The 15,994-nt window shown below is 60.3% G+C and carries 17 protein-coding genes and 5 pseudogenes; 10 read left to right on the top strand and 12 right to left on the bottom strand.

The window, feature by feature from the left end; translation table 11 throughout:
* Window positions 1–6: 6 nt before the first annotated feature.
* The 4 genes from X773_RS61515 to nifS form a co-directional block, all read right to left on the bottom strand.
* Window positions 7–858, bottom strand: a complete 852-nt coding sequence (locus X773_RS61515; RefSeq protein ID WP_023678242.1) for an electron transfer flavoprotein subunit beta/FixA family protein — start codon at window positions 856–858, stop codon at window positions 7–9.
* Between the two features lie 188 nt (window positions 859–1,046).
* Window positions 1,047–1,427, bottom strand: coding sequence for a nitrogenase stabilizing/protective protein NifW (gene nifW, locus X773_RS61510; RefSeq protein WP_023678241.1), 381 nt, complete (start codon window positions 1,425–1,427; stop codon window positions 1,047–1,049).
* On the bottom strand, window positions 1,424–2,629 hold the full coding sequence (nifV, locus tag X773_RS61505) for a homocitrate synthase (RefSeq protein ID WP_023678240.1): 1,206 nt from the start codon (window positions 2,627–2,629) through the stop codon (window positions 1,424–1,426). The genes nifW and nifV overlap by 4 nt, the downstream gene beginning before the upstream one ends.
* Window positions 2,626–3,843 carry a cysteine desulfurase NifS gene (gene nifS, locus X773_RS61500; RefSeq protein ID WP_023678239.1) on the bottom strand — a complete coding sequence of 406 codons (1,218 nt, stop codon included), beginning with the start codon at window positions 3,841–3,843 and terminating at the stop codon, window positions 2,626–2,628. Before nifS ends, nifV begins: the two co-directional genes overlap by 4 nt.
* Between nifS and X773_RS78210 the strand changes: the two genes are divergently transcribed.
* On the top strand, window positions 3,842–4,234 hold the full coding sequence (locus X773_RS78210; RefSeq protein ID WP_023678238.1) for a hypothetical protein: 393 nt from the start codon (window positions 3,842–3,844) through the stop codon (window positions 4,232–4,234). The two genes, nifS and X773_RS78210, sit on opposite strands and share 2 nt — an antisense overlap.
* A 69-nt stretch (window positions 4,235–4,303) precedes the next feature.
* On the opposite strand, the gene X773_RS61490 is transcribed toward X773_RS78210, so the two are convergent.
* Window positions 4,304–4,624, bottom strand: coding sequence for an iron-sulfur cluster assembly accessory protein (locus X773_RS61490; RefSeq protein WP_023678237.1), 321 nt, complete (start codon window positions 4,622–4,624; stop codon window positions 4,304–4,306).
* Between the two features lie 587 nt (window positions 4,625–5,211).
* Between X773_RS61490 and hemP the strand changes: the two genes are divergently transcribed.
* Complete coding sequence (hemP, locus tag X773_RS76495; protein ID WP_023678236.1) at window positions 5,212–5,316, top strand: hemin uptake protein HemP; 105 nt, start codon at window positions 5,212–5,214, stop codon at window positions 5,314–5,316.
* Window positions 5,317–5,348: 32 nt separating this feature from the next.
* On the top strand, window positions 5,349–6,416 hold the full coding sequence (locus X773_RS61485; protein WP_023678235.1) for a hemin-degrading factor: 1,068 nt from the start codon (window positions 5,349–5,351) through the stop codon (window positions 6,414–6,416).
* On the opposite strand, the pseudogene X773_RS78205 reads toward X773_RS61485, so the two are convergent.
* Window positions 6,398–6,532: pseudogene (locus tag X773_RS78205) on the bottom strand (RES family NAD+ phosphorylase); the annotation flags it as partial. The gene X773_RS61485 and the pseudogene X773_RS78205 overlap by 19 nt on opposite strands.
* Before the next feature lie 737 nt (window positions 6,533–7,269).
* Between X773_RS78205 and X773_RS61480 the strand changes: the two are divergent.
* The 4 genes from X773_RS61480 to X773_RS74715 all read left to right on the top strand — a co-directional run bounded on the left by X773_RS61480 (window position 7,270) and on the right by X773_RS74715 (window position 10,848).
* On the top strand, window positions 7,270–8,487 hold the full coding sequence (locus X773_RS61480; protein ID WP_023678232.1) for a cytochrome P450: 1,218 nt from the start codon (window positions 7,270–7,272) through the stop codon (window positions 8,485–8,487).
* Window positions 8,488–8,527: 40 nt separating this feature from the next.
* Window positions 8,528–8,740 (top strand): ferredoxin, encoded by a 213-nt coding sequence (locus tag X773_RS74720; protein WP_023678231.1) that lies wholly within the window; start codon window positions 8,528–8,530, stop codon window positions 8,738–8,740.
* Window positions 8,741–9,081: 341 nt separating this feature from the next.
* On the top strand, window positions 9,082–9,702 hold the full coding sequence (locus X773_RS61475) for a nitrogen fixation protein NifQ (protein ID WP_023678230.1): 621 nt from the start codon (window positions 9,082–9,084) through the stop codon (window positions 9,700–9,702).
* A gap of 399 nt (window positions 9,703–10,101) precedes the next feature.
* Window positions 10,102–10,848 (top strand): tyrosine-type recombinase/integrase, encoded by a 747-nt coding sequence (locus X773_RS74715; protein WP_210164205.1) that lies wholly within the window; start codon window positions 10,102–10,104, stop codon window positions 10,846–10,848.
* 150 nt (window positions 10,849–10,998) lie between these two features.
* Here the strand turns inward: X773_RS74715 and X773_RS61465 are convergent, their stop codons facing one another.
* From X773_RS61465 to X773_RS61455, 3 genes are read right to left on the bottom strand one after another with little or no spacing between them, the layout of a single operon-like run.
* Window positions 10,999–11,505, bottom strand: coding sequence for a hypothetical protein (locus X773_RS61465; protein ID WP_156937377.1), 507 nt, complete (start codon window positions 11,503–11,505; stop codon window positions 10,999–11,001).
* Complete coding sequence (locus tag X773_RS61460; RefSeq protein ID WP_023678227.1) at window positions 11,459–11,914, bottom strand: transcriptional regulator; 456 nt, start codon at window positions 11,912–11,914, stop codon at window positions 11,459–11,461. The genes X773_RS61465 and X773_RS61460 overlap by 47 nt, the downstream gene beginning before the upstream one ends.
* 14 nt (window positions 11,915–11,928) lie before the next feature.
* The gene (locus tag X773_RS61455) at window positions 11,929–12,132 is read right to left on the bottom strand and encodes a hypothetical protein (RefSeq protein ID WP_023678226.1); all 204 of its coding nucleotides are present in this window, start codon (window positions 12,130–12,132) and stop codon (window positions 11,929–11,931) included.
* A 120-nt stretch (window positions 12,133–12,252) separates the two neighbouring features.
* Between X773_RS61455 and X773_RS78195 the strand changes: the two are divergent.
* Window positions 12,253–12,532, top strand: a pseudogene (locus X773_RS78195) (DUF2285 domain-containing protein).
* 32 nt (window positions 12,533–12,564) lie between these two features.
* On the opposite strand, the gene X773_RS61445 reads toward X773_RS78195, so the two are convergent.
* Together X773_RS61445 and X773_RS78190 are read right to left on the bottom strand one after the other, a co-directional pair.
* Window positions 12,565–13,170, bottom strand: a complete 606-nt coding sequence (locus X773_RS61445; protein ID WP_023678224.1) for a BRCT domain-containing protein — start codon at window positions 13,168–13,170, stop codon at window positions 12,565–12,567.
* A gap of 339 nt (window positions 13,171–13,509) precedes the next feature.
* Window positions 13,510–13,833: pseudogene (locus X773_RS78190) on the bottom strand (thermonuclease family protein); the annotation flags it as partial.
* Window positions 13,834–14,263: 430 nt separating this feature from the next.
* On the opposite strand from X773_RS78190, the pseudogene X773_RS79070 reads away from it, so the two are divergent.
* Together X773_RS79070 and X773_RS61435 are read left to right on the top strand one after the other, a co-directional pair.
* Window positions 14,264–14,380: pseudogene (locus X773_RS79070) on the top strand (KTSC domain-containing protein); the annotation flags it as partial.
* Window positions 14,363–14,683 (top strand): annotated as a pseudogene (locus tag X773_RS61435) (hypothetical protein). The pseudogenes X773_RS79070 and X773_RS61435, both read left to right, overlap by 18 nt.
* Window positions 14,684–14,696: 13 nt before the next feature.
* Here X773_RS61435 and X773_RS73730 read toward each other — a convergent pair.
* Window positions 14,697–15,446 (bottom strand): deaminase, encoded by a 750-nt coding sequence (locus tag X773_RS73730; protein WP_023678222.1) that lies wholly within the window; start codon window positions 15,444–15,446, stop codon window positions 14,697–14,699.
* Between the last annotated feature and the right edge of the window lie 548 nt (window positions 15,447–15,994).

The following is a 15,994-nucleotide window of genomic DNA, read 5'->3' as shown; positions in this document are numbered from 1 at the left end:
GCCCTCTCACGCGCCGCCGTTGAAGGCGAGCTCATGTTCCAATGCCGGCTGGCGGGTGAAAATTGCCGTGATGAGTTCGTCAGCGACATCGCGCAAGGCCATCTCGGCGGTGTCGATTTTTGCCGCCTTTTCCGCCCGCGCAGGAGGCGCGAAAACGCGCTTGACGACCGTCGGTGAACCGCGCAGGCCGCATTTGGTGAGATCCTCAATGCCGGCGTCGGCGGCACTCCATTTCAAGACCTGGCTGCGCGCGGCGCACAGGGCGTCCTGGATCGAGCCCCGGCGGATCTCGTTTGTGCCTTCCAGCATGGTGATCAGGCAAGGGAGCCTGCTCTTCAGCATCTGTGTGCCGCCTTCCGAGCGGCGCTCAACCTTGATCTCGCGCGCAGCAAGGTCAATAGAGGCGATCTTCGCGACATAGGTCAGCTGCAGGAGTCCGAGGCGCTTGGCGATGCCGGGCCCGACCTGGGCGGTGTCGCCATCGATCGTCTGCTTGCCGGTGAAGACGAGGTCTGGCGTGCCGAACGTCTCGCCAACCTTCGCGATTGCCTGGGAAAGGGCGAACGAGGTCGCCAGCGTGTCGGAGCCGGCAAAATAGCGGTCGGTCAAGAGCACCGCTCGGTCGGCGCCGTAACCGAGCGCCTTGCGCAGCGCGTCCTCTGCCATGGGCGGACCCATAGTGAGCACGGTAACTTCGCCATCATGTGTGTCGCGCAGTCTGAGGGCTTCTTCGAGGGCGAACAGGTCGTAAGGGTTGATGATGGTCGGAACACCCTGGCGCATGATAGTGTTCGTCACCGGATGGACCCGTATCTGTGCCGAGTCCGGCACCTGCTTGATGCAGATTACGATGTGCATTGGCGGTTTCTCCAGGCTCCTGTCCGGATGCGGGCTCGGCGGTTCATCTCCTTGGTTTGCATCATTCGTGCCAACTGTTTTGCGCTGCCCCCTATTCCTAGAACTTCGCTTGGTTGCTTCTGAGGGCGCCTGGTGATGACTGGATTTGTCGGCTTCTCGACATTGTCGCGTCGCAACCCGTGTCGCGGTCATTCCTGTCCGAACCGCTTCAGTACGGAGTCGAACGGGACAAAGGTGCGGCCCGGCGTGGCAGGTTTGTTCGGATCGTGGTCTTTGAGCACCTTGAAGATCCGATGGGTGAGCGGCGAGGAAACCGCGAAGTCCTCGTAAGCGCGTTCGAGCGTCGCGCGCACCCGCGCGGCAATCACCTGGTCGGGCAGATCGGCGAAATCTTCTTCGGCAAGGTATTGGCCCACGCGCTTCATGATATGGAGCCGCGAGACATTCAGCACCTTCGGGTCATAGGAGACGCCAAGGACTGCGAAGAACTCCTCCGCAGCCGACAGGCGCTTCAGTCGTGCGAGGATGTCGGTGACATCGATGGGGCGGCTGTCAGCGGAACAATTCATTGCATTCTCCCTGGTCGGAAAACTGTGGTGGTGCGCTCGCGCACGGCTGACCTGGACCCGCACAGCTCCGCGAGGGATGCCTCGCTGCACATTCCATCGTAGAGCTCGACCAGTTGAGTTGCAGTGACGGTCGATTTGGTCTCGGCCGCCTCGCGCCGGACGCGGGCCACCATCGCGGCTGCCAGATCCGGGTCGAGATCGCGACCGCTTTCGCTCAGCACATGGGCAATCGCAGTGGCGCCGGAATGCTTGCCGATGACGATACGCCGGCAGCGGCCCACGAGAGCCGGATCGAGCCCTTGATAAGTACGCGAGTCCTTCAGCAGCCCTGCGACGTGATTGCCGGATTCGTGGGTGAAAACATCGGCGCAGGCGACCGGCTTAATGGCCGCGGTCTGCCGGCGGGCGGCCCAAGCCACCTGGGCGGCGAGGTCGGGCAATGCGGTCAGCTCGATGCCGGTATCCGCGCCGTCGAGGACCGCCATCGCGGCGGCCACCTCTTCCAGCGCGGCATTGCCCGCACGCTCGCCGAGCCCCAGGACGGTGACGGACGCATGGCGCGTGCCTGCGCGGATCGCGGCCAGCGTGTTGGCGGCAGCAAGTCCGAGATCGTTGTGCGCATGAAATTCAAGATCGATTGGAGACTGCGCCACGAGCTGGGCGACAAGTTCGAAGGTCGAAAACGGGTCGAGAACGCCGACTGTGTCGGCTAGCCTGACGCGGCTTGCGCCGGCGCGTGCAGCCGTCTCGATGACGCGGGCGAGATGATCCCGATTGGCCCGCGAGGCATCCTCGCAGCCCACCGCGACAAAGAAGCCGGCGGCGGCTGCGCGCCTGACCATATGCTCGATGACCTGGAGCGCTCCCGCCTTATCGAGGCCGAGCTTGGCGGCAAGTTGGATGTCCGACGCAGGCAGCGATAGATTGACGGCGTGGACGCCGCTCTCGATCGCTGCATCGAGATCCAGCGACGTCATCCGGCACCACGCCATGAGCCGAACCGGGAGACGCCGCGCGACCACGGCGCGAATTGTTTCGATCTCGTCGGCGCCCATGACCGGCGTGCCGATCTCGATCTCTGTGACGCCGGCCGCCGCAAGAGACTCGGCGATCTCCAGCTTTTCCGTCGTCGTAAAGGCGACGCCGGGCGCCTGCTCGCGATCGCGCAAGGTCGTATCGTTGAGAAAGACATGACGGGTCATGAACGGCAGCCTGTTCTGCTGCCGCTCAGGCATAGACCGGATTGAACGTCTTCGGCGCCTCGCCTACCGGGCCCAGGACTGGGAAAGCCACGCAGCTTCTCCACGATTGCCGGCATGACCTCGAGTACCCGGTCGACGTCCGCTTCGCCGTTGTCCCGCGCCAAGGAGAAGCGGACTGCCGCGTGTGGCGTTTTCATCGCGCTCAGGACATGGCTCGGTTCCAGCGAGCCGGAGGTGCAGGCGGAGCCGGAGGAACACGCGATGCCCACGCGGCTGAGGAGAAGTGGAATTCCATCACTTTCGACATGTTCGAAGGAGATGTTTGCGGTGTTGGGCAACCGTTCCAGGGGATCACCAGTGACACAGGTGCTTGGGATGCGCTGGAGAATCCCGTCCTCTAAACGGTCGCGGAGCGACTTTACCCGTGTGGTCTCGTCGTCCATGAATTTCAAGGCGAGTTCGGCCGCCATGCCGAGCCCGACTATGCCGGGCGTATTCTCGGTGCCAGCACGCCGGTTGTGTTCTTGGTGGCCCCCCTTGATGAGCGAGTGGAAATTGACGCCACGTTTTACGAAAAGCGCGCCGATCCCTTTCGGCCCGTGCAGCTTGTGGCCGGAGAGCGACAGCATGTCGATTGCGGTCGACTTCAGGTTCATCGGAAGCTTGCCGACCGCCTGCACAGCGTCGGTATGGAAAAGGGCGCCCACTTCCTTGGCCAACTCGGCAAGCCTGGCCACGGGGAAGATCACACCAGTCTCATTGTTCGCCCACATTATCGAGACGATTGCCACCTGTGGGGTGAGGGCGGCCATATAGGCGTCGAGGTCGAGCCGGCCACGGCAATCCACCGGGATCCTGTGCACCTTGACGCGGCGGGTCTTCTCAAGATGCGCGCAGAGCGTCAGCACGGCGGGATGCTCGACCGCGGACGTCACGATCTCGGTTCGGTTGGGCGCCGCCTCGAGCGCCGAAAGTAGCGCTGCATTGTCGCTTTCTGTCCCACCCGAGGTGAAGGTGATCTCATCGTCGAACTCCGCGCCGATCAGAGCTTGCAACTGCCTCCGCGCCTTTCTCACCGCCGCACTGACTGAGGCGCCAAGAGCGTGCGCCGACGAAGGGTTGCCGAATTGATCCCTAAAGAACGGCAACATCGCTTGCACGACCTCAGGATCGACCCGTGTGGTTGCGTTGTTGTCGAGGTAGACAGGTTTCATGTGCGATCCTCAGTTGACCGGAATGACGCGAGCGCGCGACCGCCTCATTGAGCCTCTGGCGTATGCCGTTGATGATGATGGGCCCGAACTGGCAGCCGGCGCGGACGCCCGAGAGTTTGACGTAGACCGGATCGGCGTCGACATGGCCAAGTCCGCAGTCGCCGCCGTCAGCCCGCAGGTAAGGACGCCCGAACACGACAACGTTATCGATAAGCCGAATTTGGCGCAGCGGCGCGATTTGGCCGCCAGCAGCTTGGGTGCCACCAGGAACCGAACTGTTTCGGGAGGCGACGTTCTTTGCATCCTACCTGAAGCGATTGCCGGTCCCAAGATCGGCTTCGACCTTGCCTTGTTCTTGAGGACAGGGACATCTGTTGTGCCGGCCATATAAGCCTCCTCTGCCGCAAATGAGTGCGTCGGCGGCAATCGCTTCATGGACCCGCACAGGCGCTTCGGGCGATCAACTGAAGGACTTGCCGCAGCCGCACTTCTCGCGCGCGTTGGGGTTATCGAAGACAAAGCCGGAAGATTCGAGCCCGGTGAGAAAGTCGACGGTCATGCCGGCGACATGCGGTTGGGAGCCCGCGTCCACGAACAGCTTGATCCCATCTGTCTCGGTGATCGCGTCGCCCTCGCGCGACACGCTCTCCAGGCCCATTAAGTATTTGAAGCCGGCGCAGCCGCCGGCCTGGACCATGATGCGAAAGCCTTCCGCCGGCTCGCTGGCGCGGGAAAGAGCAGTCTTGATGGCGGCAACAGCGTTGTCGGTGAGCGTAATCATGGCTCCATTCTCCTCAGTCCGGGACCTGCTTGCGCATCACGTTGCATGCACCGTGCCAAAGCGAAAAAATGTTTCAACACAGCGCGGCATCTCTGACCCTGCCGTGGTTCTTGTGAGTCCATGCTGCGAAGGTGTCGGCCAACCGACACGTACTGTCGGGTTTGTCGGGTCCGCCACGCGGGATGTTGGGCCTGAGTTGTTGGCTGAACTCACATTAAACCAACGACCATTACAGAAGACTCCTTCTGAGCTTGCTTGGGCGCAATTGGCACGGTTTTTGAAGCTCCACTGGCGAGGCGGCAAGAGACTGCCGATCCACAATCGTGTCGTGGGTGCCCTCGCGATCGATGCGGCGAAGCAAGGGAGCAACATGTCAGGACTGGGTCAGACACGCTTTGTTTGGCGAAGCAGCGCCGCCCGTGGCATCCGAATGACCGATTGGCCGATTGCGACAACACCCACAATCGCTCACCACCGCCCGGTGGCCACCGACCGGCTCGATGAGATTCCATCGGCATGTGCCTGCTCGTGTCACTCGGGTCTCGCCGCTCCGATAGCACCCCCGGTTTTCGCGCGGGTGCGACGACGTGCGCACGCTGTCCAGCGACACTTTGTTCACGGGCCAGCAGCAGATCAGGGTCGAGCATTACGGCGCGCCCTATCGGCTGAAGATTCACCGGCAGGGCAGCTGATCCTCACACGTAGGTGGAAGCAGGGGTAAGACATGGACCAGCGCGAGAAACCGTCGCCGGACGAAATCCAGCGGGCGTGCGAAGACAATCCGAAAATCCGGGAGCATGATCTCGCCGCTCGATTGGGCATTTCGGAAGCCGAATTGGTCGCGGCGCATTGTGGTCACGGCGCGGTGCGCATCGAGCCGCGCGTCGATGACCTGCTGACCGGCCTCGAAGCGGTCGGCGAGGTGATGGCGCTCACCCGCAATGAAAGTGCCGTGCACGAAAAGATCGGCGTCTACGACAAAGTGGTCACCGGCAACCAGCATGCCATGGTGCTCGGCGACGAAATCGACCTGCGCATCTTCCCGAAAGCGTGGGCGTATGGCTTCGCCGTCGAGAAGCGCGAGGGAGCCGAGATCCGCCGCAGCCTGCAATTCTTTGATGCCACCGGCGAGGCGATGCACAAAGTACATCTCAGGCCCGCCTCGAACCTGCACGCCTATCAGAATCTGGCGGCAAAGCTCGCATCCTCCGACCAGGAGCCGATCATATCGGTCAAGGCGAGCGGGGCGGGCGATAACGCAGTGAGTCCGGACCAAGCCGCCACGGTCGACGACCTACGCGAGCACTGGAGCCGGCTGAGCGACGTGCATCAGTTCTACGATATGTTGAAGACACTGAAGCTCAGCCGCTGCCAGGCGATGCGTATGGCCGGCGAGGATTACGCCTGGCAGCTCGACAATGATGCCGTTGGCGCCCTGTTCCAACAGGCGGCCGAAGACGAGATGCCGATCATGTGCTTTGTCGGCAATCGTGGTTGCATCCAGATCCATTCCGGCCCGATCAAGTCGGTCAAGCAGATAGGGCCGCGGATCAATGTGCTCGACGAGACCTTCCATCTGCATCTTAGGACCCATCAAATCCGCGAGGTGTGGGCCGTGCGCAAGCCCACGAGGGACGGTCACGTCACGTCCATTGAAGCCTATGGCGCCGACGGCAAGATGATCATCCAGTTCTTCGGCGCGCGCAAGGAAGGCGAACGCGAGCGCAGCGACTGGCGGTTTCTGGCCGAGAGTCTGCCACGCGTTCCCGGTCCGACCGACAGGGATGTGTAGAGTGCCGACAGGCCCTCGGATTGAACCGGCCGCCATAGGACTCGGCACCACGTTCCGACAGCGGCTCGCGAGGAAATATAGGTCCATGTGCGATAGAGCTTGCCGTCGCAGCGCATACGGACGGTCAGGTGTGCACGCCGGAATTGACCTCATCGATAAAGTCAGGCTCGTCGCCGGCCGGATCGCTGCGCACGAGTGCATCGCTCGTCTGACCGGAAATCCTTGCAGCGGCTACAACAACGCATATGCCATCAGCGCCGAACCGAAGCGGAAGCGCGGCCGGGTCTTGTCGGACCGCACCCGAACCTTGCGCTGGATCGCGTCGTTGCTCAATCCGGGCCGTGCGAGCGATCTCCTCGCTCGTCGACCGGAAGGCTGTGCAGCAGCAGCCAAGCCGAACAGCCCGATGTCGCGGACTCGACAAAACCGACCACGGATGTCGGTTGTCGGACGTTGTCCTAAGAATGATGGACAGGTGATCATCAGCGGCGGGCCTAGTGCAGGCTGGCATTGCTTGGTGCAGCGCCATGGGTACGCCTATCCGGCACGCGACTTGCTTCGACAATTTGATCAGCAGGGCATCAGCAGTGCGTCACGGAGCTCAGAGGTGATTGACCAGCCTCTCAACCCTAACTGGGATAAGCGGCGGCTTTGCTTCATGACCGCAGCGCGGCGGAGATGCCCCTTCTGATCGACTTCGCAACCGATCTCATCCGCGCTGGTGCAGGTGGGCTGTATCAGGCGACAGAATCTAGAAGGCGCCCGACAAGAGACGTGCCCATGCTGGAAATCGACTTTATGAACAGCGGTGCAATCTCAATCGAGCCATGAACGCCAATGTAGAGAAAACAAAATGGCGACCAACCCCGTTCCAGATCATGTCCCGCCCGAAATGGTGAGGGACTTCAGCCTGTTTACATCGCCAGGGATGCCACCAACACCCAACGGGGATCCACACGCAGCTGTCGCTTGCGTACATGACGGGCCTCCGATCTTTTACTCCCGCTACAACACGCAAGATGGCCGGGGTACCTGGGTCATCACCCGTGCCGCGGACCAGCGGAAGGTGCTGCAGGACGCAGAGACTTTTTCCAGCCATCGCAGCATCTTCTCCTCCATACTGGGTGAAAACTGGCCGACGATCCCGCTTGAGCTCGATCCACCGGCCCATGGCGTCTTTCGCTCACTGCTCAATCCGCTGCTTTCGCCAAAGCGGGTGTTGGCTTTGGAACCGGCTGTCCGCGAACGGGCGGTCGAGCTGATCGAAAGGATCGCCGCGTCGGGCACAAGCTGCGACGCGATGAAGGATTTTGCCTTTCCTTTCGCGGTGAGCACCTTTCTTCGCTTTCTCGGGTTGCCCGATGACCGACTCGATACATTCGTCGGCTGGGGGAAAGATCTGCTCCACGGCGACGATAAGGAACGACCTGTGGCTGCCCGGACGATCGTGGCATTCATCGACGAACTTGCAGCCATGCGCCGCCAGGAGGCGGTTGACGATTTCATGACCTTTATCGTGCAGGCACAGGTTGAGGGCCGCCGGCTGACGGACACCCAAGTCCGCGGCATCGGCGTGCTTGTCTTCGTCGCTGGGCTCGACACGGTCGCAGCAGCTATAGGCTTTGACTTGGCGTACCTCGCGCGCAACCTCAAAGATCAGCAATTGCTGCGGAGCGAACCGGACCGCATCCCGCTCGCAACCGAAGAATTGCTGCGGGCCTATCCGCCCATTCAGTTGATCCGCGTGGCTACGAAAGATATCGACTTCGAAGGCGCGCCGATCCGGAGGGGGGACTATGTTTCCTGCGCCACGATGATTGCCAATCGTGACCCGGCGGAATTCGAATGCCCCAACACGATCGATTTGGAGCGGGAGGACAACCGCCACGCCGCGTTTGGCTATGGTCCCCACCGTTGCCTTGGCTCACACCTTGCCCGGCGGGAGATTGTCGTTGGCCTGGAGGAGTGGCTGGCGCGCATCCCGGCTTTCAGGATCAAGCCGGGTACGGCACCCATAACCTCTGGCGGCCATGTATTCGGGATCGAAAATTTGATCCTGGACTGGTCTTAGGCCCGCCCCGAGTCGGGGCACAGACAATGGAGGCAGCGCCATGCGCATCATCGTCCAAAAGGCCAAATGCCAGGGTCACGCGCGATGTGCGGCGCAAGCGCCGGACATCTTCAAGCTTGATGACGAGGGTTACATCCTGCCTGGTGACATTGAAGTTGCGGAAGGGGAGGAGCTGCCTGCATCGCGAGGCGCGCGATCCTGTCCTGAACGTGCGCTGGAACTCGACCGTACACCGGCTGCGCGGGTTGAATAGGACGTCATTCAAGTCGGGAGTCAGGCGGGCTTGAATGGGGTCGACCACGTGGCCGCACTGGAAAGAACAGCACGCGACCTCTGTCCCAGCACGGTCCACGTCCAACTCCGCGGGGGCATTTCCAGCGCCAGTGTTCCCCTGAGGCGCAAACGGCAGGGCGGGGGTTCGCGAAACACCTCTTCCAATCACAGAATTTGCGACAGAGCCGATCGACGAAAACTACCGAACTACTCGACCGCGAGGCGATCCGCGACTGCCTCTACCCGAAGAACTGCCCGACCCATGTTGCGGCCGGCCGGGTCACTGCATGACTTGATAGGACAAACCAGGAGAACGGCACCATATTTGCCCAACACTATGCCCGGCTCAGCACCGGCCGATGGCCGCAGATCGAGCTGGAGAGGAGGTTCGACCAGCATGTGCTTGCCTGTGTGCTTTCACGTGCGCTCGAGGAGATCGAGGCCGGCGAGGCGACGGCGACGGAGGCCACCGGCCTTGCGCGCGCCGAGCTGCGCGATGTCCTGGCCCGCTGTTTCCCTGCTTTTCCTATCAACGCGTTTGCCTTGGAAGAGGTGCGCGAGCCCGAGCCGGATCTGGAGGAAGAACTTCTGCGCGGACTGCTGCTGGCGCATGCCCGGCCGCGCGATCCGGCAAGCGCCCGCTTCGCCAAGATCATCGCCCGGCGTGCCATGCGCAATGACCATCTCTGGCAGGACCTTGGCCTTTTTAGTCGAAGCGACCTCGGCCGCCTGCTCGCCTCGCATTTTCCGACGCTGGCGGCCGGCAACACCCAAAATATGAAATGGAAGAGATACTTTTACCGCAAGCTCTGCGAGGCCGAAGGTTTTTCGCTGTGCAGCGCGCCCAGTTGCCGGGAATGCAATGATTTCGAAAGCTGCTTCGGCCTGGAGGAAGGCGAAAGCCACCTCACACGGATCAAGAACGGCATCGCCTCGGATTGAGAGCCGCTTCCGTCAGTCGTAAGCCCCAGCGCTCGCGCCGCGCCATAGGTCTCTTGTCGAATGTCGACTGACGCCTTCGGGGATTGAATGCTGTGCCTGCTGCCCGATTGCTCGCGGTGCTCGCTTCGGCGGGCCGTCGTCATGGCGCGCCGCCGGTGGAGCTCTTACGGCAGGCGCAAGCGATTTGACCTGCTTGCGAGCGTCTTTCTCGTTGCCGCAAAAAGAGAGCCTCAACGTGAGCTAAAGCGGAAAACGGGAGAGTGACAGTGATCGCACTGACAATTCGTGAGGATATTTGTTGCATTTTTAAGCTGGCATGATTGCAGTTTCTCGATTTTTGGGCACATTGTGCCGCCAAGTCGGGTGGTCACTATGAAATCGCGATCCAGAATGCTTCCAATGCTCGCCGCGTCGTTGGTAGTCGGGGTTGTATCGGCCGAAGCGAAAACCTGCGATGAGGGCGATACCCGTCAGGAACATCCCGTCGGCAACTTCAACTTCGTAACCAGCTCCTGGGTCGAGAAGAAAGGCAAGCTGCGACGTTACATTTCTTGTGTTAAAAACCTCGATCCCAACAGCGATCTCCTAGTCACCTGGTTTATCGCTGGGCCATTTCAGACCTATGTTCCCGCGACAGTCGAACTACCCACGCCTCGATTGCGTGACGACATCAGCCCCAGGCCAGTGCGTGGCTGCATCCAATATGCCTACAGGAACACGACTTCGGCGCGGATCCGGTTTCTGTCGCCGGAAGAGCAGCGAGCATTGGTGGCCGCCAGCAACGGAGCTATCCGCGATCTCGTATCGGCCGCCCTTGTGACTGGCGCCCGGTTCGGCGAGCTGGCCCGGCTGCGCGTCGCTGACTACGACGTCGTGAACAAGTCGGTGTTCATCGCCGAAAGCAAAGGCGGCAAGCCGCGGCATGTGCGATTGCCAGACGGCGGGCGGACCTGTTCGCCAGGCTTGCCGCCGATCGCGGCGCTGGCAAGTTCCTCCTTCGACAGGAGAGTGGCGTGGCGTGGGCGCCGTCGACCTACAATCGTTCATGGAAAGCTGTTCTGCAGACGGCAAGGGTGCAGTCCGTCACCCTGCACGAGCTGCGGCACACCTACGCCAGCACGGTGGTCCGGAACGGGGCGCCGCTAATCATCGTGGCCCAAGCGCTGGGGCACAGCGACACCCGAATGGCCGAGAAGCACTATGCGCACTTGGCGCCCTCATATGTGGCGGACACGATCCGCCGTATGGCCCCTTACATCTAGACTAGTCTAGTAACGCGTCGGGCGAATACGCGCTTTACGCACCACCGTCTCCTGCCGGCACGAAGCCAATGCGAAATGCCTTAGCTTTGATCTTCGGCAATTCGGTGAGAAGCAGGCTGGTTTGCGTATGGTGTTGGATGAGCGTAACAGACTGACCGCGTTCGTTGACGCCATGGAACTCTAAAATGTCCGGTGGCGAGCACGCAAATGACCGGAGATGAATTGGGCTATCTTGGCCACCAACAACGGTCACCCCGAGTTCGCTTTCCAGTCCCAAATTCTTCTCAAATTGCTCGATCGTGTCCGCAATTCGCTTGTGCATGAAGACTGCGGGATTGGCTTCTCGCCATCTCCTTTCCTCCAACTTTTTTAGGGCGGCGCCGGCATCTGGAATCTCCGCCGGAAGAAGCATTGTGCTGACTAACGGCAAAACTGGCCTCGGCATCGAATTCTCCGCGATAAGAAAAACCCCGGCGCAGAGGCCGGGGCAAAGACTACGCTGCGGCACAGCCTTGCGGCTGCCATCCGTGATCGGTTTCACAAAAGCGCCCTGTCGGTGCTTCGATCTGGTCGAGTTCTGCAAGCCGATCAATCATGCGACGAATGCGGCTGCTCTTGTTAGTATACTCGGAATAGAGGGCGCGCAGGAGCAAGTCGGCGGAGCCATTCATCGGCTTCGTCCGGGCCTTTTCCCACCGCCGCACAGCTTGCTCGTCGGCCCCGAGGATCCCGGCGAGGTTCTTTTGCGTAGTATCCATTTCTAGGCGCAGGAAACGAAGCTCTGCGCCATTTAGAGGCTTGGGGAGCGATATGACCCATTGACCGATCGCCCTGTGGAGGCCTTCGGTATCTTGAATCGAAACACCGACTCCGTAAGCCGTATCGTGCCTTGTGTATCCGTTCTCGAGCCAAACATTGTCGAGACCGCTTTCGGTATAGTGGTAAGCCATCTCTTCACCCGTTCCTAAAACACCGTGATCACGATCAGAGATTTTCCCCAATCAATTGCCACGACGCATTCCATTTCTTCTCCTGCAGCGTGCCGGTACATATTGACTTGCCAATGCCCCTTCGCATTCATCACTGGACCTTCGCAGATCGTACCCCGCTGCCGAATCATCTTCAACGCAAGCGGCGCCGTAAGCGTCAGCGGTATAATCTCGGCCATGCGCCTATCAATATGATAGGTAGTGGCCTCTAGTCAATGCTCTCCTTTCGTTAAAGTTCCGTAACCTTAAAGGGCGAGTCGCTTTTTGCAGCTGGCATCAACTGGGTTAGAAAAGCGTCGATGCGCAAATGTCTGCTCGACTCTGACGTCGCCGATGAGGCTCCCACTTCTTCGGTTCTGACCGGATACGACGAAGAGCGTCTGCTTACCTACATTCGCCTGCTCGACGCCGCGGCCGAGGAGGCGGACTGGCGAGAGGTCGCCAGGATCGTCCTGCATATCGATCCTGAGAAGGAACCGGAGCGCCGCATTCAGGGCTTGGGAGACGCATCTCGCCCGCGCCCGGTGGATGACGACGAACGGCTACCGATATCTGCTGGCGGGCGGTGCGCCGCACTGAAAACTTGGCCCGATCGTTTGGCAAAGGACACCTCAGAGAAAGCTGGCCCAGTGACTTTCGGCGACGATCGAGATTGGCAATCCTTGGTCGCGCCAGCCGGTAGCCTTGACGATTTTATCCCCAAATGAAGAATGCTTCCACGATTCGGTGGCATAGGCGCCTATAACCAAAACTTCTGTTTTCTGGCTCAGACCTCCCGCGAAGGCTCCGCGATCTGCGATGGCCTGTTCGCAATGCTTCCGCTGGCCAAAATTGAATGTGCCTGTGAAGCAGTACAACCGGCCGACGAAAGTCAAAGTCGGGGCCGGATCGCAGAGTGGCAGCGACGTCGGCTTTAGCACTTCTCCGAGTTCGAAATTACGATTCGAGAAGCTGTTTAGCGTATCCACAAGTTGCGCGTGTTCATCGGAATCGAGCACGCCGTCTTCAAGGATCTCATTGATGCGCCGGTACAAGGTTCGGATGATTGGTTGATTACTGATCTCCACATTCGCCGCCAACCATTTTTGAAGGAACTCGACCTCGGCCTTGTTGATGGTTCCATCTGCGGCCAGGCCACGGGCGAGCCCTATGAGTTCGTCGACCTGACGCGACGAGATACGGTCGCCGCCAACGCGATTGTAGAATTTCTCGTCCATTAATACGTCCCCCCGAGGGCCGCGGCCCATTGTCGTTCCTAACAGAGCGTCTCGCACGCCCTTCCGTCGCCATCGCGGTCCAGCTTGCCGCCCCACGGGCAATTGCCGAGATACCATTGCGCCTCGTCGCACGGGCTGATTTTCGAGCAAGTTCGCCGCGGCTGGCATGAGTAGCTTTGCGCCACTTGCCGGCCGCCGACGATGCCGAGCGGCTGGCTGATCGCCGGCTGCGCCTTTTCTGCGTGCTCTACCCGCCAAACCCACGGCGCCTCGAAATCGCGCCCAAAGACCGATTTTCGCCGCCTCCGCTCTCGCCTGCTGCGGTGCATATGCGCCCTGGCTGTAGCTAGGCCAATCAAGAGCCTGGCCGTTCTCCACCAGCCACGAGGCAACGCTTCTGCCGTCGGCCCGCGAGCAGTCGGCAACAAAGCGGCCGTAGCGGTCCCAAGCGACGAAAGTGCACCGGAGCGGCCTCGAGGCTGCCAGGAAGGCGTCAAGGGCGCCGGCGGACTTCGCACCGCACTGGTAGCGGAAGCCCTTGGCGTCATCGCACCGTTGCGCGGCCTCCGGGGCGTCGATTCCACTGAAACGGATACGCTGGCCGTGAATTTCGATCGTATCGCCGCCGATAACGTCGGCCGAGCGCTGGTTCGACCATAGCATCGGTAATGCCGATGGTATCTTTCCGGTCGAGCAGCGGAAGCAATCCCCGCTATTGGAGCGGGAGCCGGGCCGATCCATTTCGACACGGCTTTTTGGAAACCATCGGTGTGCTGCAGGAAGTACTGTGTCGCCAATGCGGCCACTGCCGCGATGGTAACATACACCAGCCGCATCGGCACGCCCGAGAGCGGTCGGGCACGATATCGCCTTACGCCAGGGCGCTTCCGCCACTGGCCAGACCGATTGTCATACCGAGATTTTTCCAAGTCCCCGCTCCCCTCGGGAACAATGCGTTCTTTGCTCCGGAGAGTCCAGTGGGCCTTCACGGTTGCGCGGGCAGGTGCGTGACAAGGGCGTTCGGCTTGGTGGTCATGAAGCCATAGACCTCGTAGTCCCTGGGACCTCCTGGACCTTGCGCATCCCCGCCGTCATGCCATCCACCTCGATACGCAAAACGGAATACGATCTGGATCGCAGAATCCTTTCGGTGTGGTTCGTCGCCAGCGGCAAACGATACGAATTTGAAGATGTGCCGCCGGAGACCTTTGCCGAGTTCCGAGGCCCGGTCGTTGCTGCCGGCCTCGCTGGGGGCGTCCTGCGCGCTCTGTCGCGCCACCGCTACAAGATACGCGCATGGTGGCGTCGCCGATCTGCGGCGCCCTGGCGGCTGCCCTATCTGACGCTGCCGGTAGTGAATTACTTCCGCGCCACAGGGTTGCCGATTCCGGCGACCGACGACGACACAACGACGCTCGCCGCGGCGTTCCTGATCGGGGTGTCGGCAATGTGGATCTCGGACATCCTGTTCGAATTCATCGTGCGGAAGTTCAGACCGGCGGCGGAGGAGTGAATCGGCAGCTGGGTCACTGGGCCGCAATATTTTCTGTATCTGCTGTCGTCTTGTCGATTTCATCCGACCCGGACTGCTCTGATTTGACCACTATACCTAGCTCCTCAGCCACTGCTATTAGGGAGGAGTATATAGCGGACTCTTCATCGTAAATGTACGACGGGCCTTTATCTTCGAGCAAAGGCATAGGCTCTCCTTTGTACCATTCAGCAACTTTCCCATCAGCAGAGCGTCTCGAACCTTTTTCAAATATGTCTCGATACCTGCGGGGCGAAATACCCACGGAATGCTCAAATAAAATGCGTCGTTCATTCTTTTCATCAAGGACAGCAGAGTCCTCGTGAAACTCCAGTGCCTTACTTTTTGGGTACGGTTCGATGAACACAACCCGCTTTAAACCTGATGCAATTATGTGCTTCGCGCAGTTGTGGCATGGAAAGGTTGTGACAAAGATGGTCGCGCCGCCTTTTGGCCGACCCAAGCGCGCCGCATCGCAGAGTGCCGTCATCTCGGCATGGGTCATTCTCCCGAATTCCGTGATATCGGAAATCGAGGCTGCCTTAATTCGCTTCCGGACGGCCGAGTCGGCATAAAGCGCTTCGGCTGTTGCGCCATCCTTCAAAACGGATGCCTCCTCCAAAGTTCGAAGGAAGTTGAAAATAATTCGGTTCTTTTCGGTTCGATTTACGTCGACCCCATCATCATAGTCCCTATGGGGATCATCGTCTTCGGTCCAATAGGTGCCGCCACCAAATTTCGGCACCTCGTTGCAGCCCCGTGCCTGGTGAACGACTGATCGCCCGCCGTGCCGAAAGGTGCGGCGGGCGGTTCCCGATCGCCGGGTTTTGTCGGCGCTCAGACCAGAGGCACGTCGCAGCGCGAGCGCAGTTTCTACCTAGTGGAAGTCAATCTTTTTTGACGACTGCGAGGTGTGTCTTTGGAGACTGATGAGCGCAGGCGTGTCGATCTTCGACGCTATGCGCCTAGCGAGTTCCCGCAATTCGAAAAAGCCGTCAATACTCATTAGGCTCAACGGTTGGCCTGACGAAGTGTCCCACCGCAAAGGTGCTTTGTCTTGCCTGTACGAAGATCCGTTCATCTCGCAAATGGCATCGTAAATCGCCTGTGCGATCGACATTTCGGCAAGGATACGCTCTGCATCTTTTTGGCTATTCACGAAAAGTTCCCCCAAATTCGCGCTCCCCTTAGCCGGTTTCATTAGAAGCCGCTAGATTACCCGGATGTGACACCTCGGATAAAATCGATTGATATGGCGGAGGGAGCACGCCGGGCTTTTTGTCTGGCCGTATG

The organism is Mesorhizobium sp. LSJC280B00, assembly GCF_000502835.1.
Classification (GTDB): domain Bacteria; phylum Pseudomonadota; class Alphaproteobacteria; order Rhizobiales; family Rhizobiaceae; genus Mesorhizobium.
The sequence above is the reverse complement of the archived record's forward strand: the minus strand, read 5'-3'. Positions and strand labels throughout refer to the sequence as shown.